The sequence below is a fragment of the Rothia aeria genome, assembly GCF_016726365.1.
Taxonomy (GTDB): domain Bacteria; phylum Actinomycetota; class Actinomycetes; order Actinomycetales; family Micrococcaceae; genus Rothia; species Rothia aeria.
In genome coordinates, this window is sequence record NZ_CP068102.1 from 292338 (window position 1) to 314547 (window position 22210).

Genomic DNA, 22210 nt, shown 5'->3' on the forward strand with positions numbered 1-22210 from the left:
CGTAAATACACGGTTTATCGCGAATTTTCACCGCCGAATATACCACTGCGGCGTTTCTGCCCGGTCGGCACTTAGCGGTCATTACTGGACTGTCCTATTACCAGATACACGCCGTGAACCGCCGAAGGCTTAAGCCCTATAGATAACCCCGGCCCATTCGCTATCGCGCGAATAAGCCGGGGCATATTAGACAAGAGGCAGAGGATTAGGCACCCAGTGCGTCCAGACCGGGCAGGGTCTTACCCTCAATGTATTCGAGGGAGGCCCCGCCGCCGGTGGAAATGTGCCCGAACTGCTCGTCAGCGAACCCTAGGTTGCGGATCGCCGATGCCGAGTCCCCGCCACCAATAATGGAGAAAGCATCCGATTCAGCAAGAGCCTTCGCAACAGCCTCAGTACCACCCGCGAAGGGGGCAATCTCGAATACGCCCACCGGGCCGTTCCAGAAGACGGTTTTAGCTGCCTCAATCTTCTCCGCGAACAGTTCACGGCTCTTCGGGCCAATATCCAGGCCCTCACCCTCGGCGCCCAGCTCGCCACCTTCCAGGTCTTCAATGGGGCGGATCTCGGTCTTAGCGTCTGCTGAGAAATCATCGGCCCACACCACGTCTACGGCAGTTACGATCTCAGTACCCTGCGCAGGGGCGGTCTCAAGGTAACGCCGCACGGTCTCTACCTGATCTTTCTCCAGCAGCGACTTACCGACCTTGTATCCCTGCGCGTAAGCGAAGGTGTAGCCCATGCCGCCACCAATGAGAATAGCGTCGGCCTTGCCGATAAGGTTGTCGATAACAGCAAGCTTATCGGATACCTTCGCACCACCCATGACAACCACGAAGGGACGCTCGGGGTTGTTCAAAGTTTTCGCCAAAACGTCCACTTCTTTCTTCACCAGATCGCCCAAGTAGGCAGGCAGACGCTTGGCTACGTCGTACACGGAGGCGTGCTTACGGTGTACCGCCCCGAACGCGTCATCAACATATGCGCCGTTCTGCCCGGTCAGCGCCACTAGCTCATCGGCAAATGCGCCACGTTCTGCATCATCCTTCGAGGTTTCGCGGGCGTCATAACGCACATTTTCCAGTACCAGCACTTCGCCGTCTTTCAGGGCTGCTGATTTAGCCTTTGCATCTTCACCCACCAGATCGGTAGCCACCTGTACGGGTACGGAAGCCAGCTCGGCTAAACGTGCAGCGGCAGGAGCGATGGAATACTGCGGATCCACTTGGCCCTTGGGGCGTCCGAGGTGTGCGGTTACGATCACGCGAGCGCCAGCCTTAGCAAGTTTTTCAATAACGGGCAGGGAAGCACGCACGCGACCGTCGTCGGTCACCACGCCATCTTTAAGGGGAACGTTCAAGTCGGAGCGAACGAGAACGTGGCGGCCTGCGACGCCTTCTTCGAGCAGTTCTGCCAGTGCCTTAGCCATAGGATAATCCTCCTAATAATGGGTTTTAGATACTTTTAATAATAGCGACTGTTATGGGAAAACCCCGGTTCTCCGCCTCAATCACGCGGTGAATCCGGGGTTCTCTCTACACGTTTACACGCGGACGCATTAGAGCGATGCCACAACCTTATTGGTGAACATCACCAGGCGTGCTACGTAGCCGTACTCGTTGTCGTACCAAGCGATAACCTTCACCTGGTTGCCGATAACCTTGGTCAGCGGTGCATCAAAAATGGTGGAGATGCCTTCGCCCTCAATATCCTTCGAGACGATCGGATCTTCGCTGTACTTAATGATGCCCTTCATCGGACCCTCGGCTGCTGCCTTCAGAGCCGCATTAACCTCTTCCTTGGTAACCTCGCGGTTAGTGGTGAAAGTCAGGTCGGTGATGGAACCGGTAATGGTGGGAACACGCACCGCGAAACCGTCCAGCTTACCCTTGAGCTCAGGCAGCACAATGCCAACAGCGGCTGCCGCACCGGTGGAGGTGGGAACCATGTTCACGGCTGCTGCGCGGGCGCGGCGCAGGTCGGAGTGAGGGGCATCCTGCAGGCGCTGGTCAGCGGTGTATGCGTGGATGGTGGTCATCAGGCCACGCTCAATGCCGAAGGAGTCGTTGAGGACTTTCGCCAGCGGAGCCAAGCAGTTGGTGGTGCAGGATGCGTTCGAAACAATATGCTGGGTGGCGGGGTCGTACTGGTCGTCGTTCACGCCCATCACGAAGGTGCCGTCAATGTTCTTACCGGGGGCGGAAATAATAACTTTCTTTGCACCAGCGTCAATATGCGCCTGCGCTTTGGAGCCCTCGGTGAAGAAACCGGTGGATTCGAGCACTACGTCAACGCCGAGATCCTTCCAGGGAAGGTCAGCAGGGTTGCGCTCAGCCAGGATTTTGATTTCCTTGCCATCTACTACCAGCGCATTTTCCTTGACCTCCACCTCTGCGTCCAGACGACCCATGATCGAATCGTACTTGAGCAGGTGAGCTAGGGTATCAACGTTGGTAAGGTCGTTAATGGCGACGATTTCGAAACCTACGCCTTCCTCGCGTGCTGCGCGGAAGAAGGTGCGGCCGATGCGACCAAAGCCGTTGATTGCTACACGTACAGTCACTGAAGTTCTCCTTGTCAGTGCGTTGGGCGGCGGCCGCAGCATTCACCGGGACTTGTGGTCGGTTATGGCAAAGGCATACCGTGCTCTGTGGTGCGCGGTTGCGTACCGCCTGATGTTGGTAATAATCATACCTTAGTTCGTGTGTGTTTGGGTGTGTTCATGTAGGATTTTTTAGTGAATCAAGTCACTTTTAGACTGTTTTTCCATTGTTTTCTGTTGTTTTATATGGATTATACCTGCCCTCCACGTTGGGATAATTGCATTCCAACACAAACACAATGAGGGTGTGATAGGTCTGCACAGCCTCATCACCGTTAGGGTTATCAGGGCACAATCCCACGGGTAAAACACCACAAGTAAAACACCATTGCAGCAGGAAACAAACACGCACCACGGTGTGCGCACATGTGTTTTATGCTCCGGTGGGGGCGGCAGAAGAGACACCCCTAGCGGCCTCTGCTCCCTGAATGTCTTCTTTTAGCTCCGTACCGGGGATACCCAGTTCCTGTGCACGCTTATCCGCCATCACCAGCAAACGGCGAATACGCCCGGCAATAGCATCTTTCGTCAATGGCGGATCCGCTAACCGACCCAACTCATCCAACGACGCCTGCTTATTAGCCACCCGAAGCTGCCCAGCGTACCTCAGATGTTCAGGAACATCATCACCCAAAATATGCAGAGCCCGTTCCACCCGTGCGCCCGCAGCCACAGCAGCCTGCGCGGAACGGCGCAGGTTTGCGTCATCAAAATTTGCCAGCCGGTTCGCCGTGGCTCGCACCTCCTTGCGGGTGCGCTGCTCACGCCACGTACGCAGCGACTCCGAGGCACCCATCCGTTCCAGCAGATGGGCGATAGTCTCGCCGTCACGCACCACCACCCGGTCCACGCCACGCACCTCGCGGGCCTTCGCCATCACATCAAGACGCCGGGCCGCGCCCACCAACGCGAGCGCCGCCTCCGGGCCGGGGCAGGTGAACTCAATCGCGGATGAACGGCCAGGCTCCGTTAACGATCCGTGCGCCAAGAATGCGCCGCGCATAACGGCCTCAGCATCCTGCAGTGAACCGTTCAGCACAGCGGGGGGTAAACCACGCACCGGCCTGCCCCGCAAATCCAGCAGCCCGGTCTGCCGAGCCAGTGCCTCTCCCCCGGAGTCAACACGAACAATATAGCGTCCGCCACGGCGCAATCCCCCACCGGTAACACTCGTCAGCTCCGACTCATGTCCGTAAATCTCGGCAATAGTCTGCTGCATACGCTGCGCGGTCTGCTCGGTATCCACCTCAGATTCAATAACGATGCGGCCTGCCACAATATGCAGGGCACCGGTGAACCGCAAAATAGTGGAAACCTCGGCCTTACGCACCGACGCCTTGCTCGCCTCGTATTGGGCAAGTTCTTCTTTCACCAGGGCGGTCAGAGCCATTGTTCTCTCCTTACAAAACAGAATTAGGGCAATGCCCTAACCCGCTCGAAGCGGGGGACACGGCAAATAGCCGCGTTCGTGTGCATGTGTGTCTCGTGTGTGTCTTAACTGCGTCCTTAAAGTTTTATAAACGCATAGCAAACATATCATTGTACGCTGAAGCCAGCTTGAGCGGGTCGTGCACATTCGGGTTTGTGGTTGAACGCACGGACGCCCACAGCACCTTCGCGCCCAGCTCTCTGGCCGCGTCCTCAAATTCGCTTTGCACACCCATATTGCTCGGGTCAGCGATCACCACGTCAAGGCGCAGATTGGGGGCATACTGCTGCAGTAGCTTCAGGTGAGCGGATGCGTCCAGGCCATTGGATTCTTTATCGTCCAATGCCAGGTTCATGACCACGCACCGTTTAGCGTTTGTTGTGCTTAACGCCTCACACTGTTCGCGCAGTAGTAGGTGTGGTAGCACGGAAGTACGCCACGAGCCGGGGCCAAGAACCACCCAGTCTGCCTCCTCAATTGAGGCCAACGCCTCAGGGCAGGCACGCGCCTGGGCAGGAACCAGCTCGATATTATGCACCTGCGGCTCATGGGCCAGGTTCACCTGCCCGCGCACCTGCACCCGCTCAAAAGCTCCGCCGTGCTCACGAAGCACAATACCTTGAATCACCAGCGGCTCCAAAGCCATCGGAAGCACCCTGCCGCGCGCGTTCAGAAGCGCGCCCACCCAGTCCAGGCCAGCCACAGGATCGCCCAGCAACTCCCAGAGCGTAACAATCAGCAGGTTACCGAGGGCGTGATAGTCTAACGGGAACTCACCGGTGTGCCCCTCCGGGGCGCTGAACCGATGCTGAAGCACATCGCTCCACGTACGCCCCCAATCGGTGTCATCACACAGCGCCGAAAGAGCCATACGCAAATCCCCAGGCGGGAGTACACCCATCTCATTCCGCAGCCGACCTGACGATCCGCCGTCATCGGCAACCGTCACAATAGCTGTCACATCCGTTGTAACGTGCCGCAGTGCAGAAAGCGACCCGTACAATCCGTGCCCGCCACCAAGCGCCGTCACTTTAGGCACCCGGCGGGTAGTCTTCAGCAGACGCAACGCCTGGGTGGGAAGCGGCGGTAGTTTCGGAACGTTCTTGCTGCTACCCGAAGAGTGGCTGGGCGTATTCGTTCCTTCAGACATTATTCGCGGCCCTTATCACGATGCAGTACGTTAACGTTTACTTCGGGCAGTTCCCCGAGCCTTCGAGCAATCTCCTCAGTCACGGCAACCGACCGATGCTTACCCCCTGTGCACCCAATCGCAAGAGTCGCATAGTATTTCCCTTCACGGCGGTACCCTTCCAGCACCGGGCGCAAAGCCGCAAGATAGTTGCTAATGAACTCCTCCGTACCGGTGTTCTGCAGCACATAGTCACGTACCGGTGCGTCTAGGCCGGTGAGCGGGCGAAGCTCAGGAATCCAGTGCGGGTTCGGGATGAACCGCATATCCGCCATATAGTTCGCATCTGCGGGTGCTCCGTATTTAAATCCGAAACTCATCACGCTCAGATTCAGCTTTTTGTCAGCGCCTTCAGCAAACATTTCACGTACTGTACGAGCCAGCTCATGAACGTTCATCCCGGTTGTGTCAATCGTATGATCGGATGCTGTTCGCAACACCTCGAACAGGGTGCGCTCCGCGCGAATACCATCAAGGACGCGCCCCTCCCCCTGCAACGGGTGCGGGCGGCGCTGCGCCTCATACCGGGCCACAATCGTCTCGTCTTTAGCATCCAAAAAAAGCATCGAAAAATCTACATCGGATTTTCGAAGGGTGTCGATAGCAGCCGGGAGATCATCAAACAGGGCGCGGGCACGAACATCAATACCCAAAGCCACCCTCGGCACACGAGCACCGTCACGAGTTACCAGTTCCGCCAGCGATTCAAGCATCTGCGGCGGAATATTATCAATCACATACCAGCCCTCGTCCTCAAGTACGTTAGCTACGGTGCTGCGCCCCGCCCCAGATATACCTGTAATCACCAAAATCTGCGGTTTCTGCTCTTGTAACTCAACGCTCATATTACGTTCCCCTTTGATGCGAGTAAGTTGGTAATCCAATAATACTAGACAGGCATTAGACGGTCACCGCATCATCCTGAGGCAGCAGCCTCCGCGTCAAAATGCTCCCTAATCTTCGAAGCCAGCGACGGCCCAACCCCCTGCACCTGTGTCAGTTCATCGGCGCTGGCCGCCTTCAGATTCTTTAACGACCCGAAGTGTTTAATAAGCGCCTCACGCTTAGCAGGGCCCAGCCCCGGCACAGCATCCAACGCGGAGGCAACCATCGCCTTACCGCGTTTAGAACGATGGAACGTAATCGCAAACCGATGCGCCTCATCCCGGATACGCTGCACCAAAAACAGCGCCTGAGAATTACGCGGCAGAATCACCGGAAAATCATCATCCGGCAGCCACAGTTCCTCTAGGCGTTTAGCGATACCGGCAACGTGCACATCCACCACGCCTAAATCGCTCAGCGCAGCCTGGGCGGCCGCCACCTGCGGCGGGCCGCCATCAACCAACACCAGGTTCGGGGGGTACGCGAACTTCGCTGGCTCCTGCGCATGCGCATCTGAAGCTACCTCCCCCGAACGCTGCGGGCCTGCTTGCGCACGCTGCTGCTGCTCGGTGAGATACCTCTTAAAACGGCGAGTTATTACGTCATACATGCTGGCGGTATCATCCCGTGCGGCATCCCCACTAACCGAGAATTTACGGTAAGCACTTTTAGCGGGCAGGCCATCCTCAAACACCACCATAGAGGCCACCACGTTCGTTCCTTGCACGTGCGAAATGTCGTAGCACTCAATGCGCATCAGAGGTTCGGGAAGTTCCAGAGCTTCCTGCAGCTCAACGAGCGAAGCGGAGCGGGTGGTAATATCCCCAGCCCGGCGGCTCTTATGCAGAGCCAGTGAGTGGCGGGCGTTCTCGGCAACAGTTTTCATCAGCTCGGCCTTATCGCCGCGTTGCGGCACCGCAATACTTACCTTCGCCCCGCGCACACCAGAAAGCCACTCACGCAGCTGCTCGGTGTTATCCGGCAGTACCGGCACCAGGATTTGGCGGGGAATCTCGTGACGGTTCGCGTCTGTCTCTTCGGCCAGGGTGCTGGATGCGCTCGCCACGTGTGCGGCGGCTTCACCATATAACCGGACGAGAAGCTGTTCAATGAGTTCACCTTCGCTGCCGTCGTTTACTTTTTCAACAATCCAGCCGCGTTGACCGCGGATACGCCCGCCACGCACGAAGAACACCTGCACTGCCGCTTCCAGTTCGTCTTGTACGAAGGCGAACAGGTCAGCGTCTGTTGAGTCGCTCAGAACCACCGCGTTACGTTCAAAAGCTTTGGTAAGTGCCACGATGTCATCACGCAGTACGGCTGCACGTTCAAAGTCCATATTGGCTGCAGCATCTTTCATGTCCGTGGTGAGCTCTGCAATAAATTTTTCGGCTCCACCGGCCATGAAACGGCACAACCCGTCCGCTAGGTTGCGGTGCTCTTCGGGACTAATGCGCCCTACGCAGGGTGCGGAGCATTTATCGATATATCCCAGCAGGCAGGGGCGCCCTGATGCTTCGGCACGTTTAAATACTCCTGGTGAGCAGGTACGCACCGGGAACACCCGCAGTAGCGCATCCAGCGTCTCACGGATTGCCCACACCTGCGAGTAGGGTCCGAAGTACCGCACGCCTTTTTTACGGTCGCCACGCATTACTTGTGCACGCGGGAACTTATCGCGCATGGTGACCGCAAGGTAGGGGTAGGATTTATCGTCACGGAAGGCGATATTAAAACGTGGCTTATATTCCTTAATCCAGGTGTATTCAAGCTGCAGCGATTCCAGTTCGCTGCCGACTACCGTCCACTCTACGCTGGTGGCGGTGTGCACCATGGCGTAGGTTTTAGGGGCTAAGCGTTCAGGGGCAGCGAAATAACTATTGAGGCGGTTACGCAGATTTTTTGCTTTCCCCACGTACACTACACGGCCGTGTTCGTCCCGAAAACGGTACACTCCCGGCTCCGTGGGGATATCACCCGCTGCGGGGCGGTACGAACGCGGGTCTGCCACATAGCCTCCTGTTGCTTAAACGTTAAGCCGCGCATCCGCCGGGTTTTGCGGATGCGCGGTTAAGTTTACTCGCCTTTGGCGCAGGGTACCTTACCCGGCGTCACGCTCAGCAGAGGGCGAAATATTGTATTCGTCCTTTCGTGCTTGCCCCGAAAGTTGGGCGATTTCGTCCATAATCTGGTTGGTGGTTTGGCGGCGTTGTTTACCGGTCATCTGCTCCCCTGTTTTTTCGAACCACATGGGTTCACCCACGCGGATCGTGAACCGGTGCGGGTACACCATGTTTGACCCAGGTTTCTGAAGCCGGTCGGTGCCGATCAGCCCTACCGGGACTACGGGCGCACCCGTCATATGGGCCAGCCAGGCCACACCAATTTTCCCTCTGTAGAGGTAGCCGTCACGGGAGCGTGTGCCTTCAGGGTAGATGCCAAAAACTTTGCCTTCGTTCAGTTTCTCTAGCGCAATATCAAGTGCTTTGAGGGATTCTGAACGGTCTGACCGGTTCACCGGGATAATATCGACGGTCTCAAAGAATGCTTTCATGGCTTTACCACGGATACCGGGGGTGTTAACGTACTCGGCTTTGGCGAGGAAAGCCACGCGGCGGGGCATCATTGCGGAAATAATGATGGAGTCTAGGAACGATAGGTGGTTGGAGGCAACAATCACGGGGCCGGTTTTGGGGAAGCGGTCAAGGCCTGTGACTCGTGCACGAAAAACCGAGCGTAATAGCCCGGTAACGGTTTTTTGGCTGAGTTTGTAGAAAACCATAAATGTGTGACTCCTAGGGGATGCCTCCTACCTGCCTTCTCATTATTCCACAGTGCCGCAGCTTTTCAGTACGTTCATGGGGTTATTATGACGTTTAGTGACATGTTTTCGATGGGGACCCTGTGCCGGATACGTTTATATTGAAAAATGGGGCTATATTGGGGGCTCCCTACAGAACTTTGTCAGCTGTTGGCTGGGCACTGCAGGCTGTGTACTTAGGGGCGTCCAACGCTGCCTAATGAGCGTAATAATTTAGCCCACAGCATCTCTAAAGGTTATTATGCAATTAACTTCACATTCTCGACATAGTGTCACTAAAATTTTCTAAATAAGTATTTGTAATGCAAGAATAAAAACGGGTGGACTAGTTGTGCTCGCCTGTCGAGCCTCTCCAAACGAGCCCACTCGAATCACAAAAATATACGCACACTGGAGACATACAATATGGCTAAGAAACCCGTAACGCGCGAGGAGATTGCCAAGGTCACCCGCCGCACGGACGCGGTCGGTGCCTACGCCGGTAAAGGCTGGGTACAGGCCGTTGCATTTGTGATGCTCCTGGGCTTTACCATTATGGCAATCCTGGCGATGCGCACCTATGCGCTCTCCATGCCGCTGCCTGATAAAATCATCGGCAACGACGGCAAGGTAATCGCCACCGCAGAACAGATCCAGCACGGTCAGGAGCTCTACCAGAGCCGCGGCCTGCAGCAGTACGGATCGGTTCTCGGCCACGGTGCATACATCGGCCCGGACTTCACGGCGGAATACCTGCGCCTGACTACGGACGCTGCCGTCAAACAATACAGGGAAGAGGGTAAGCAAGAGCCCCGTGAGCTCGTTAAAAACGAGTGGCGCAAGGAAAACAAGTACGACGAGTCCAGCAAGACTCTGAACTGGACGGCGGGGCAGACCAAGGGGTTTGACCAGATGGTCAACCACTATAGGGATACGCTCACCAAGGATAATACCTCTCAGGGCTTGTTCCCCAACGCTATTAAGAGCGAAGAAGAATTGCATGACCTTGTAGCGTTCTTTGGCTGGACCGCGTGGGCTTCAGCCGCTGAGCGTCCCAACCAGGATTACACTTACACCAATAACTGGCCCGCAGAAGCCAATGTAGACAACAAACCCACCGCAGACCTGATGGTCTGGTCGGCGCTGTCGCTGATCGCACTGGTGGGCGGTACCGGCTTAATGTTCGCCATCTATGGCCGCTGGTCCCGCACCATCGGCTGGCATGGTGAGGAGGCACCCGTGCTGGACTTCCGCCAGCCCGACGAGGTGCGCCTGACCCCCTCGCAGAAGGCGGCCGGGCTGTTCTTCATTACTATTTTGGTGCTGTTCCTGCTACAAGCTCTTGTGGGTGCTCTTACCGAGCACTACCGTGTGGAGCTCACAGGCTTCTTCGGGATTGATATGGGGCAGCTTATCCCCTACACCGTCTCCCGAACATGGCACGTGCAGCTCTCCCTCTTCTGGACTGCTGCGGCGTTCTTGGCAGGCGGTATCTTTATCGCCCCGCTCATTACCCGCAAAGAGCCGAAGAAACAGGGGTTGCTGACCGTTATCCTGTTCGTGGCAGTGGTGTTCGTGGTGCTCGGCTCGCTGCTGAACGAGTGGCTTTCGCAAAAGGGCTGGGTGCCTGAGAATTCAATCTTCTCGCAGCAGTGGGAATACCTTGATTTGCCGCGCTTCTTCCAGATTCTGCTCACCGCAGGCATGTTCATCTGGATTGTGATCGTGTGGCGTACCCTCAGCTCGCGTTTGAAGACCGGGAAGAAGACCTCCATGCCGTGGCTGTTCCTCTTCTCAGGCCTGGCAATCCCCATGTTCTACGCTGTGGGTATGCTCGCTGGTCAGCGCACCCATTTCTCAGTCGCCGAGTTCTGGCGTTTCTGGGTGGTGCACCTGTGGGTTGAGGATTTCCTTGAGCTCTTCACCACTGTGATGGTCGCCTACATCTTCGTGTTGTTGGGCGTGGTGCGTGAGCGTATCGCAATCTCCATCATCATGATGGACGCTGTGCTTTACTCCGCCGGTGGTGTGGTCGGCACCATGCACCACACCTACTTTGCGGGTACCCCGTCTGAGCAGATGGCATTCGGTGCGTTCTTCTCAGCAGCAGAGGTTATTCCGCTGACCTTCCTGACCGTTGAGGCGTGGGGCTTCATGCAGCTGGGTGCTCGCCAGTACTCCAACCGCACCAAGCCGTTCCCGCACCGTTGGGCTGTGATGTTCCTGATCGCCGTGGGCTTCTGGAACTTCCTGGGTGCTGGTGTGTTTGGCTTCCTGATCAACCTGCCGATCGTTTCGTACTTCGAGATTGGTACGGCGCTGACCGCAAACCACGCACACGGCTCCATGATGGGTGTGTACGGCATGCTGGCGCTGGCCTTCGCAGTGTTTGCGTTGCGGTACCTGATCCCCGAGAACAAGTGGCCTGAGAAGGGCGTGAAGTTCTCATTCTGGGCATTGAATATCGGCCTGATCTGGATGGTGTTCATTTCGCTGCTGCCGCTGGGCGTGGCTCAGCTGTACCACTCGGTTGGTCAGGGCTACTATGAGGCTCGTTCGCTGGCGTACATTCAGTCCGATGCCAACCTGATCATGGACTGGCTGCGCATGCCGGGCGATGTGATTTTCCTGGCTGGTATTCTGCCGCTGATTAAGCTGGCGTGGCTGGGCATCACCTCCTACTTCGCACCGAAGAATAAGGAGACTGTGCTTGAGCTGCCCGAGCCGCCGCTGTACGAGATGGTTGATGACGCTCGTATCGCCGAGTTCGCTGGCGCTAAAGCTGCCGACGAGCTGCCCGAGCAGACCAGCCCCTACCGTAGTGATCGCCGAGGCTGATGATGCCTGAACAGTTTGCCGGGGTTTCGATGATGGTGTGGCTGGCCTGCGTGTACGCGCTGGGTCTGGTCGCCGTCGGCTGGGGTTTCGATATCCTCGCGAAACGCACCAGTCAGCGTTTTGTGGCGTCCCGAACGTTCGGGTTCACCTACCACGAAAGTAATGACGCTTGGCTGTGCCCGGAAGACCAGTGGCTGTGGCCGGTAGCGTTTGACACGGATAACCGTGTGATGCGCTACCGGGCTAAGCCCAGCGTATGCAACACCTGCCCCATTAAGGACACCTGCACTGTCTCATCGAACGGGCGTGAACTCACCCGCGAGGTTGATGAGTGGCCGTATTCGGAGTCGGGGAAATTCCACCGTGGTCTGGCGGTTGCGGTGGCATTATTCGGCCCGGTCATTATGGTTGCGGCTGCTTTCGGATGGCACTCCCCCATTGAGCTGCTCATTGAGCTGGCTGCGGTGGTAGTCTGTCTGTCGTTGACGTACCCGCTGGCGATTAAGCTCATCCGCTCACCCGAGAACTTCGCGGCCGACCCGAAGCATATTCCGGGTTCAAGCGCGGACGAATCGGTTGCTACAAAGATTGACCGGTTCGCTGCGAAGTGGGGCGGCGTGGGCAATGAGCGCAAACGCCGCACCGATGACGCCCGTAAACAGATGATCGCTTCGGCCCAGCTGCCGGTGCGTCCGTCATCAACTATTGATCCTGATCGGCCAGCTTGGAGCGGCGAGGGAACTTCTACCCCGCGTCTGCATAAGACCACAGCTGAGGTTATTCAGGAGCAAAACCTCGAAGAAGCAAATAGTTAGGTTGACTGGATGTGCACCCCGGCCTGCGCGTGCTGTTGCATGCGACGCGCAGGCCGGGAAGCGCATCCTCTTATTTCCGGGCTAAAGCTTGAACATATGGGAGTGGGCGCCCTTACGTTCTGTGATTGTGGCCGGTATGGTTAAAACAGGTTTGAGGTGCACCCACCGGTGGTTGTATCCTGCGATTATTAACAACTCAACACATTGTCTAAAGCACCTATGCGGGCCATTCCTGCGGCCTTGTTAGACACAATTTTTAGAGGACACCATGGATTCTCTCACTATTCTTTCGATCGTTATCCCGATTATCCTGATTCTTGCGTTTTTGATTATTCGCACGCTTCGGGTAATTCCTGAATATCAGCGCGGCATTTCGTTCCGTTTCGGCCATCTGCGTTCTGAGCTGAAGCCCGGTATTAATATGGTGATCCCGCTGATTGACTCGTTGCAGCGTGTAGATATGCGTGTGATTACTCTTACTATTCCCCCGCAGGAGGTTATCACTAAAGATAACGTTCCGGCCCGTGTGAATGCTGTGGTGCTGTTCCGTGTGGTCGACGCGAAAGATGCTGTGCTGAAGGTGGAGAACTACCCGATTGCCACCTCGCAGATTGCTCAGACTACGCTGCGTTCGCTGCTGGGCCGCGTGGACCTTGATACGCTGCTGGCGCACCGCGATGATTTGAACGCGGATTTGCAGAGCATTATTGATTCACGCACCCGCCCGTGGGGTATTAAAGTCGAGCTGGTTGAGATCAAGGATATTGAGATTCCTGAGGCCATGCAGCGCGCAATGGCTCGTGAGGCTGAGGCTGAGCGTGAGCGCCGCGCAAAGATCATTTCGGCTCGTGGTGAGCTTGAGGCTTCCTCACAGCTGAAGGAGGCATCCGATATTCTGAGCGCCTCTCCTGCCTCCTTGCAGCTGCGATATTTGCAGACCCTGCTGGAGCTGGGCGCCGACCAGAACTCGACGGTGGTGTTCCCGCTTCCGCTGGATATTGTGGGGCCGCTTATGGGCGCCTTAAAGGGTGCCACAGGCGAGAATTCTACGGATAAGAAGTAGCTTTCTGCAGTTATTCCGTTGAAGCCCGAAGTGGTTTTCTGCCCTGTTTCTTGATAGGGTGGACCGAACCGCCTCGGGCTTTTTGCGCGGTTCCACTGTGAGCGTAGATGCAGCAATATAAAAGTAACTATTGCAGGTTATGCTTAACGTCAGAAGTTTTTTACTTCTGTTTACTTCTCTCTAGATTGGAATGAACATGTCTAAGATCCTCATCGTCTCGGGCCACCCTAACCTGCCAGAGTCCACCGCGAACAAAACAGCCCTTGAAGCAGTTAAAGCGCGTTTTGGTGATGCTGTGACTGTGCGTGAGTTGGATAAAACTCGTGTGAACGGCAAGTTTGATATTGCAGCTGAGCAGAAGGCTCTAGTGGAGCATGATGTTCTGGTGCTGCAGTTCCCGGTGTTCTGGTATTCGGTGCCTTCACTGTTGAAGCAGTGGATTGATGACGTGTTCGAGTACGGTTTTGCATACGGCACTGATGGTACCGCTTTGCAGGGTAAGAAGTTCCTGCTCTCGGCAACTGCTGGCGCCGCTGAAGATATTTACCAGAACATGCTGCCGAGCGAGCTGCCCCCGGCCTTTGCCGACTACGCGAACACTGCGGCGTTCACTGGTATGCAGCTGCTTGAGCCGCTGTTTAGCTACGGCACCACGAGCGACCCGGGTAACACTGAGGCTGTTCATGCTATTGGTGTTGAGCACGGTAAGAAGCTGATAGCTGTGCTGGAGACCCTGCAGCAGGGTTAGTAGCAGCCTCTCCCCTGTGGTATTGAGGGGAAAGAAGCCTCTTCCCCCGAATCCAAACGGTACACACGTTCCGCTGTTTGATTCGGGCGAAGGGGCTTCTTTCGTTTACCCAAAGCAATAAACCTAATACGGCAAGTGCGCGACTGGGGTATTGTATAAGCACGGTGGCGACGGCGGCGGGGGTGTTTCGGGTTGGGTGACGGTACAATTAGTTTCTGTGATTACCGGAGATATTAAGAGCAAGATTGACCGGATCTGGGATTCGTTCTGGTCGGGTGGTATTTCTAATCCGCTTGAGGTGATGGAGCAGATCACCTACCTTCTTTTTGTGCGTTTTCTCGATGATGAGCAGCTGCGCCAGGAGGAGCAGGTGTCTGCTATGAGAAGAGTTAACCCTGATTATGCTCTCAAGGATCCCGTGTTCCGGTCGAGTGAGGAGCATCTGCGTTGGCATAATTTTAAGAATGAGTCTCCGACGACTATGTATGAGACGGTGGCAAACGGGGTGTTCCCGTTTATTAAGGGGTTGGGGGCCCGCCTTGGTGGTGAGTCTTCGAGCTACACCCAGCATATGCGTGAGGCTCGTTTTACGATTCCTACCCCGGCGCTGTTGGCGAAGGTGGTTGATCCGCTTTCTGCTATTCCGATGGATGATCGGGATACGAATGGCGATATTTATGAGTATATGCTTTCGAAGATTGCTGCCTCTGGGACGAATGGGCAGTTTCGTACGCCCCGCCATATTATTCACCTGATGGTTGATATGGTGGCCCCTGCAGCGGCTGATACAATTTGTGACCCGGCATGTGGTACGGCTGGGTTCTTGGTGGCGGCAAATGAGTATGTGCGTAAGCATTCTGCTCAGGAGTTGACGGATGCAGCGGTGTTACGCCACTACCACCATGACATGTTCCATGGTTTTGATTTCGATTCGACGATGCTGCGTATTGCGAGTATGAATCTGCTGATGCACGGGGTGAAGAACCCGCTGGTGGAGTACCGGGATTCGCTGTCCGAAGGGGCAGCGGGTGAGTCTGAGAAGTATTCGTTAATTTTGGCTAATCCTCCGTTTACAGGGTCTCTGGATTATGAGCAGACGGCACGTGATTTGCAGTCCACGGTGAAGACGAAGAAGACGGAGCTGTTGTTTTTGGCGCTGTTTTTGCGGTTACTTAAGCCGGGTGGCCGGGCGGCGGTGATTGTGCCGGATGGTGTGCTGTTTGGCTCATCAACGGCGCATAAGAAGCTGCGGAAGATGCTGGTTGAGGATCAGAAGCTGGATGCGGTGGTGAGCCTGCCGTCGGGCGTTTTTAAGCCGTATGCGGGTGTCTCTACAGCGATTTTGTTTTTCACAAAAACGAATTCGGGCGGCACGGATGATGTGTGGTTTTATGATGTGCAGGCTGACGGGTTTAGCCTGGATGATAAGCGTGCACCCGTAAAGGCAAACGATCTGCCTGATGTTTTGAAGCGGTGGAATACGCTACGTGGGGACGATGAGCAGGCGGCTAAGGCTGAGCGTGAGCGTGCACGCACCGAGCAGTCATTCTGCGTGCCGAAAAGCGAGATTGCGGAGCAAGGTTATGACCTGTCGCTGAATCGGTACAAGGAGATACAGTACGAAGAGGTGGAGTACCGCTCCCCCGCCGAAATTATTGCCGAGCTAGAGGAGCTGGATGAACAGATTCGTGTTTCTATGGCGGAGCTAAAGGAGTTGTTGAGCTAATGAGCGACGTACGTATGGTGAAGCTAGGGGATATTGGGCAAGTTATTTCTGGTGCAACACCTAAAACCAGTGTTCCTGAATATTGGGGCGGCGATATATATTGGGCGACGCCTAAAGATTTAAGCAGGTTAGAATCAGCCTATATAGATTCAACCGAACGAACTATTACCGAGTCCGGCAAGGCAAGCTGTGCAACATCAATATTGCCGGAGAATTCAGTTCTATTATCTTCACGCGCTCCTATTGGGCATGTTGCTATTAATACTACTCCTATGGCGACGAATCAAGGTTTCAAAAGTATTATTCCCACTAATGATGTAATCCCAAAATATCTATATTACTGGCTATCCGCAAATAAATATTATATTCAATCTATGGGCAATGGGGCAACATTTAAGGAAATATCTAAAAAGGTTGTTGAGAGTATTGTACTTCCACTTCCCCCATTGGAAGAGCAAAAGCGTATTGTTTCTATTCTAGATAAGGCAAAATCGATCCAAGAGGCACGCGAACGCCAGCTCGCCGCCCTTGATGAGCTATCCTATTCTATTTTTGTTGATTTTTTCGGATCTCCAGATAAGTGGAGCAAGAAATATCCAATGACAACTATTGGAGATATTGCACTCTCAACCCAGTACGGAACCTCCACCAAATCTGGAGATACTGGGAAATATCCTGTACTTCGCATGGGGAACATAACAGATAATGGCCATCTAGATTTAACAGATTTAAAATATCAAGATATAAAAGAGTCTGAAATCCCTAAATATACTGTTGCAATCAATGATATGCTCTTTAATCGAACGAACAGTAAGGAAAAAGTGGGAAAATCAGCAGTAATTAAATCTAACATTCCTTTAGCTTATGCTGGATATCTAATACGGGTTCGCTATAAAAATCCGCACTATGCAGAGTTTGTAGCTACGTATTTAAATAGCACCTACGGAAAATCCCTACGTCAAAAAATGGCAAAATCAGCAGTCAATCAAGCAAATATAAATGCCACAGAGCTAAAAAATATCCCCATTCCTAGTATCCCTAAAGAAATACTTTCCAATTTCTCCTATAAAATAAATAAAATTGAAAAGTTCCGAAATTATATATATAAAACACTAAAGGATAATGAAGTACTTTATAATTCACTACAATATTATTTATACAATTTCATAGGAGGCAATAATAATAATTAATATTCCCTTAAGGAAAGTCGTTCATTAGAAATTTTCTACCTCCCGTTTTCAGCAATCGTTCACGAGCATACTTGTGATACCTAATAGTGCCCCGTAAGGCAAGCAGAGAACAAGCCATCTTCAGACGAAGGCATACCCCCGTCAATAAATAAGTACATACGATCACCTCATACAGCGAGACTTTAGATGTATTCATCTAAAACTTGGAGCTGAGTAGCTAAAAACAGGCTTATCAGCTCATTTATTAAGGCACACCACCCCTGTTTTTGTTTACAAACGAAAACAGGTAGAATGGATGCAGGCAGTACCCGCAGGCTTCATGAGGAGGTAGGCTATGTCTGTGCAGCACACTCAAGTTTTCGCTGCGGAGCCTCTTATAGAACAGGCACCGGATCTCACAGAAGAGTTTGTTCAAAGCCTTACCGTGCAAGGAACTCTGCCAAATGGGCAAACAGTCCAGGCCCCTGAAAAGGTTACTGATTTTATCCGTGCTCAGCTCACTGCACTACTAAACCACCAGAATATTGCAGTGAACTTTACCCCCGACGTTCTAACCACTAGTGAAGCGGCTGAGCTTCTGGGGCTGTCACGCCCTACCTTGGCTAAATGGGCGGATGAAGGGCGCTTACCCTCCCACAAAGCAGGAACACATCGCCGGTTCAAACGGGAGGATGTACTAGTATTCCGTGAGCAACAGCGCGCTCAGAAGCGTGCAGCACTCCATGACCTTCTCAAGTTCCAAATTGCTCACCCCGAAATTGATGATGAGTAAGCTGGCTGTTCTATGACTCGCCGTGTACTCGTAGACGCTAATATCTTCTACAGCCAAGTCCTAACGGATTGGCTATTCTTTATCCATGCTTATATGGACACCTCATTCACGCTCATATGCACAGAAGATATCCTAGCCGAGACAAGATACCATCTTCGAAAACGCTACCCCTCCGCAAGTAGTGCTACCGTCAACCACCGGATCTCTAAAATTAAGATGTGTATTGATGAACTTGTTGAATTCCAGGGGCACAACACGGGTGTACCAGACGTAGGAGACCTACACGTACATGCGGCTGCTGTTGATGGACAGGTCGATGTGCTGCTTACACACAATACAAAAGATTTCCCACCCCCACGCCATTACGAGGTACTCACCCCGGATATCTTCTTCATGGAAGTCGCCACAGATGCTCAAAACACGAATCAGCTAACCGAGATTATTAAACTCCAAGTTGACTATATGCGCCAAAAGGGTAAAAGTCATCGCCTCGATATTTACCTAGAGCGAGCTGGTTGCCCCAATTTCTCCCGGTATATTCACAACCTAATGGGGAAAATAGGCTATTATGAATAGTTATTCCATAACCATATAACGGGCACGGTGATAGCTCAGCTATTATACAATCAAACACGTAAGAAGCGACAAGCACGCCACCGACAACTCAGCCCAACAACCTAACAAAGCCACACCATGAGCAACTTTGATTTCCTCACCGTCAGCATCCCAGAGGTGCACCAGAACGCTCTTAAAGCAGAAAGCGCCCTGCGCATTGATGCGCCTATGGCTGCAATCTACTCGCGCATCACGCTAGAACAGCTCATTGACTATCTGTACCGGGTACGCAGTATCCCACTACCCTACGGTAAGGTCGATGCAACCCTCAACGAAAGATTACGCAACCCCGAGTTCTTGCGTCTCATCACCGTACCGGCTCTCACCACTAAGATGCACCTAATCCGCCGAATCGGCAACGACGCCGCACACGGCAAACGCATCACTCCACAGGCCGCCGCCCAAGCCGTACTAGACCTGCACCATCTACTCATCTGGGCGGTGCGCTACCACTGCCCCCACGAAATAAACATTGACCCCCGCACCGTATTCGACCTCGCCAAGGTGCCGCACATACAAGGCACCGCGCCTAAACCTAAAACGTCAAAAGAGCTCATCCAGCTCGCTGAAGAACTTGAAGAAACCCGCAAAACCCATCAGGCTCAACTCGCCCAAAAAGACGCAGAGAACAAAGCCCTACAAGAACGCCTAGCCCAGCTCGAAGAACGGCTCAAACACACCTTCACGGGCACCGCCTCCACAGACATCCGTGACTACGACGAGGCACAAACCCGCGCCGCACTCATCGACTATGAGCTTGAAGCCGCAGGGTGGGATATCGCCGCTAAAAACCTGCGAGAAGTACCCGTACCCGACATCCCCATCCGCAAAGACGGCACACTCGGGACAGGAAGCGCAGACTATGTGCTCTGGGGTGTTGACGGTAAACCGTTGGCAGTCATCGAAGCAAAACGCACTAAACGAGACCCGAGCGAAGGGCAATACCAGGCCGAACTCTATGCGCGTGGCCTGTACGCTCAGTACGGGGTGTACCCCGTCATTATCACCACCAACGGCGCAGACCACACCCTCTGGGACAAATGGGAGCACAACCCCAATGGCAAACCCGGCTACCCACCGCGTGCTATCCTGGCGTTCCCCACCCGCGACGACCTGGAGCGCATGCACGCGCGCCGCAACGCCAAGTCCCTCAAAAACGCTCCCATCAGCGAAGCCCTTGTTGACCGCCCCTACCAGATTCGTGCTGTTCGAGCTGTCGGTAACGCCTTTGATGAAGAAAACCGCCGTCGTGCTCTGCTGGTTATGGCAACTGGAACCGGTAAAACCCGCACTTCCATGGCAATCGTCAAAATGCTCTCAGACGCCGGGTGGGTTAAAAATACGCTATTCCTGGCTGACCGTATTTACCTAGTCACCCAGGCAGTGAACGCATTCCGTGGACAATTCAAAACCGAGCTGAGCGTGGTCAACCTGCTCACTGATAAAAACGCCAGTGGGCGCGTGTATGGGTGCACCTACCCAACTATCATGTCCCTCATTGACCAGCGTAAATTTTCGCCCGGGTTCTTTGACCTAATTATTGTGGACGAGGCACACCGCTCTGTCTACGCCAAATACCGGCAAATCTTCGAATACTTCGACTCACTCGTGGTTGGACTCACCGCCACCCCCAAAGACGAAGTAGACAGGGATACTTACGCCCTATTCGAGCTGAATAAAGGCGAACCAACCGACCATTACCCGCTCGAAACCGCCGTGGCTGAAGGGTACCTGGTGCCGCCACGAGGTATTAGCCTAGGCACCGAGTTCCTCACCGAAGGGATCCGCTACGACTCCCTCACCGATGAGGAAAAAGAAAAATGGGACCTCATCGACTGGGACGAAGAAACAGACGAAAAACCCACCCACATTGAACCCCAGCTACTTAATACCTACCTGTTCAACCAGCAAACCGTAGACCATGTGATTAACGAGCTCATGACACGCGGACACAGGGTTGAAAACGGTAATAAACTGGGCAAAACGATTATTTTTGCTCACAACCAGAACCACGCCCAATACCTAAAAGCCCGGTTTGATGCACTCTACCCACACTACGGAGGCTCATTCGCGCGCGTAATCACGCACAGTACTGAACGTGCGCAGGCGCTGATTGATGATTTCTCAGACCCGCAGAAAATGCCACAGGTAGCCATTAGCGTAGACATGCTAGACACCGGTGTCGATGTGCCTGAGGTATTGAACCTAGTGTTCTTCAAAGCAGTGCGTTCGTACGCCAAATACTGGCAGATGATCGGGCGTGGAACTCGCCTATGCCCCGATATATTCGGGCCCGGCGCACATAAGCAAGACTTCCTGGTATTCGACTGCTGCCGAAACATTGAGTTCTTCAACAATGAGCTTGCCACCGCCGAAGGAACCATCCAAAAATCGCAGGCGGCCCGCACCCTCGAAACCACGCTGGCGTTATTAACCGCTCTCGACTCCCCCGGGAATAGTCAGGTGGCAGAAGCCGACTACCAGGTGCTACGGTCCGCAGTGGTACAGCAGTTGCGCGGGTTTGTCTGCTCGTTAAATACTGAAAGTCCGTTCATTCGTAAACACCTTACCGCTGTTCAGGCCCTCAGTAGTGAAAACGTGTGGTCAACTAAGCTAGATGCGCAGAGTCAGGCACATATGCTCTCCCTTGCAGAGCTCGGCGGCAACATTGGTGATGGTAGCCCTGAAGCACGCACTTTCGACCTCACGGTACGTACTCTACAGTTAGATCTGGTCGAAGGAAATAGTGCTGCGGCCGCTAAACGTCTAGAGCGTATCCGCGATATTGCGGTGGCGCTCACCGAATTGATTGACAGGGTTCCCGCCATTGAAAAGCAGAAAGCGCACCTTGACTATGTGCTCTCAGAAGCATGGAACGAACAAGTGTCCCTGGCGCGCCTTGAAGCTATCCGTGAAGACGTACGCGGCATCATTCACCTGCTGCCCAAGCACGAGCGAAAAGTGTTCTACACAGATTTTGCTGACACCACGTTCGAAAGTGTAGAAGCCCAGATCCAGACTAATACCACCAGCACTGTGGATCCCACAGAGTTCGAAGCAAAAATAGCTCACCGTATGCGGACACTTATGGGCATGGCTGTGGTGCAAAAAGCTCGGGACGGATATGCCCTCACCGAAGAAGACGAACAAGAACTAGACGCCGCGTTCGTGGCATCCGGTGAGTTCACAGTTACCGACATTCTTACGATGCATGAATCCCACCCGAACCTTGGGCTATTCCTGCGGTCAATAATGGGAATGAGCCTTGAAGCAGTTCAAGAACACCTCAAAGTTTTTATCCAAGAAGATGCAACAGAAGAACAAATACGCCTCGTCACCATGCTGACAGATGCACTTGTTAAGCATGGTACCGTTGAGCCTGCCTCAATCTTCGGGGAACCCTATGTGGATACCCGCCAGCCAGATTACACGTGGCTAGGAGATATTGCAGCAACTGTGCAAGCTCTCAACCAGGGCATACCTCAAAATACATAAAAATACATGTAATCCGCTTAAATACATGGTTTTATTCACATAA

Annotated in this window: 16 protein-coding genes; 9 read left to right on the forward strand and 7 right to left on the reverse strand. The window is 53.9% G+C overall.

Annotated features, from left to right (window positions below):
* Nucleotides 1-205: 205 nt before the first annotated feature.
* The 7 genes from I6I94_RS01200 to I6I94_RS01230 all read right to left on the reverse strand — a co-directional run bounded on the left by I6I94_RS01200 (nucleotide 206) and on the right by I6I94_RS01230 (nucleotide 8887).
* Nucleotides 206-1429: a phosphoglycerate kinase gene (locus I6I94_RS01200; RefSeq protein WP_128087742.1), complete on the reverse strand. Its 1224-nt coding sequence runs from the start codon at nucleotides 1427-1429 to the stop codon at nucleotides 206-208.
* Nucleotides 1430-1558: 129 nt separating this feature from the next.
* Complete coding sequence (gap, locus tag I6I94_RS01205) at nucleotides 1559-2563, reverse strand: type I glyceraldehyde-3-phosphate dehydrogenase (protein ID WP_006887191.1); 1005 nt, start codon at nucleotides 2561-2563, stop codon at nucleotides 1559-1561.
* Between the two features lie 412 nt (nucleotides 2564-2975).
* A complete protein-coding gene (gene whiA, locus I6I94_RS01210) occupies nucleotides 2976-3992 on the reverse strand; it encodes a DNA-binding protein WhiA (RefSeq protein ID WP_128087741.1) in 1017 nt (338 codons plus the stop codon).
* Nucleotides 3993-4116: 124 nt separating this feature from the next.
* The gene (locus tag I6I94_RS01215) at nucleotides 4117-5181 is read right to left on the reverse strand and encodes a gluconeogenesis factor YvcK family protein (protein ID WP_128087740.1); all 1065 of its coding nucleotides are present in this window, start codon (nucleotides 5179-5181) and stop codon (nucleotides 4117-4119) included.
* On the reverse strand, nucleotides 5181-6065 hold the full coding sequence (rapZ, locus tag I6I94_RS01220; protein ID WP_201620785.1) for an RNase adapter RapZ: 885 nt from the start codon (nucleotides 6063-6065) through the stop codon (nucleotides 5181-5183). The genes I6I94_RS01215 and rapZ overlap by 1 nt, the downstream gene beginning before the upstream one ends.
* Before the next feature lie 71 nt (nucleotides 6066-6136).
* Nucleotides 6137-8116 (reverse strand): excinuclease ABC subunit UvrC, encoded by a 1980-nt coding sequence (uvrC, locus tag I6I94_RS01225; RefSeq protein WP_201620786.1) that lies wholly within the window; start codon nucleotides 8114-8116, stop codon nucleotides 6137-6139.
* Between the two features lie 90 nt (nucleotides 8117-8206).
* Complete coding sequence (locus I6I94_RS01230; protein ID WP_128087739.1) at nucleotides 8207-8887, reverse strand: lysophospholipid acyltransferase family protein; 681 nt, start codon at nucleotides 8885-8887, stop codon at nucleotides 8207-8209.
* A gap of 444 nt (nucleotides 8888-9331) precedes the next feature.
* Between I6I94_RS01230 and I6I94_RS01235 the strand changes: the two genes are divergently transcribed.
* The 9 genes from I6I94_RS01235 to I6I94_RS01275 all read left to right on the forward strand — a co-directional run bounded on the left by I6I94_RS01235 (nucleotide 9332) and on the right by I6I94_RS01275 (nucleotide 22167).
* A complete protein-coding gene (locus tag I6I94_RS01235) occupies nucleotides 9332-11743 on the forward strand; it encodes a nitric-oxide reductase large subunit (RefSeq protein ID WP_006887179.1) in 2412 nt (803 codons plus the stop codon).
* A gap of 2 nt (nucleotides 11744-11745) precedes the next feature.
* Nucleotides 11746-12558, forward strand: a complete 813-nt coding sequence (locus I6I94_RS01240; RefSeq protein ID WP_037234512.1) for a transposase — start codon at nucleotides 11746-11748, stop codon at nucleotides 12556-12558.
* A 268-nt stretch (nucleotides 12559-12826) separates the two neighbouring features.
* A complete protein-coding gene (locus tag I6I94_RS01245) occupies nucleotides 12827-13621 on the forward strand; it encodes a slipin family protein (protein WP_006887346.1) in 795 nt (264 codons plus the stop codon).
* A 190-nt stretch (nucleotides 13622-13811) separates the two neighbouring features.
* A complete protein-coding gene (locus I6I94_RS01250; protein ID WP_023133314.1) occupies nucleotides 13812-14369 on the forward strand; it encodes an NAD(P)H-dependent oxidoreductase in 558 nt (185 codons plus the stop codon).
* A 217-nt stretch (nucleotides 14370-14586) separates the two neighbouring features.
* Nucleotides 14587-16095: a type I restriction-modification system subunit M gene (locus I6I94_RS01255; RefSeq protein WP_128088201.1), complete on the forward strand. Its 1509-nt coding sequence runs from the start codon at nucleotides 14587-14589 to the stop codon at nucleotides 16093-16095.
* Nucleotides 16095-17285, forward strand: coding sequence for a restriction endonuclease subunit S (locus tag I6I94_RS01260; RefSeq protein WP_201620787.1), 1191 nt, complete (start codon nucleotides 16095-16097; stop codon nucleotides 17283-17285). Before I6I94_RS01255 ends, I6I94_RS01260 begins: the two co-directional genes overlap by 1 nt.
* Nucleotides 17286-17619: 334 nt before the next feature.
* Entirely contained in the window at nucleotides 17620-18057 is a 438-nt protein-coding gene (locus tag I6I94_RS01265; protein ID WP_128087736.1) for a helix-turn-helix domain-containing protein, read from the forward strand.
* Nucleotides 18058-18069: 12 nt separating this feature from the next.
* Nucleotides 18070-18633, forward strand: a complete 564-nt coding sequence (locus I6I94_RS01270) for a PIN domain-containing protein (protein WP_128087735.1) — start codon at nucleotides 18070-18072, stop codon at nucleotides 18631-18633.
* Nucleotides 18634-18750: 117 nt separating this feature from the next.
* Entirely contained in the window at nucleotides 18751-22167 is a 3417-nt protein-coding gene (locus I6I94_RS01275) for a DEAD/DEAH box helicase family protein (protein WP_201620788.1), read from the forward strand.
* The last annotated feature ends 43 nt before the right edge of the window (nucleotides 22168-22210 follow it).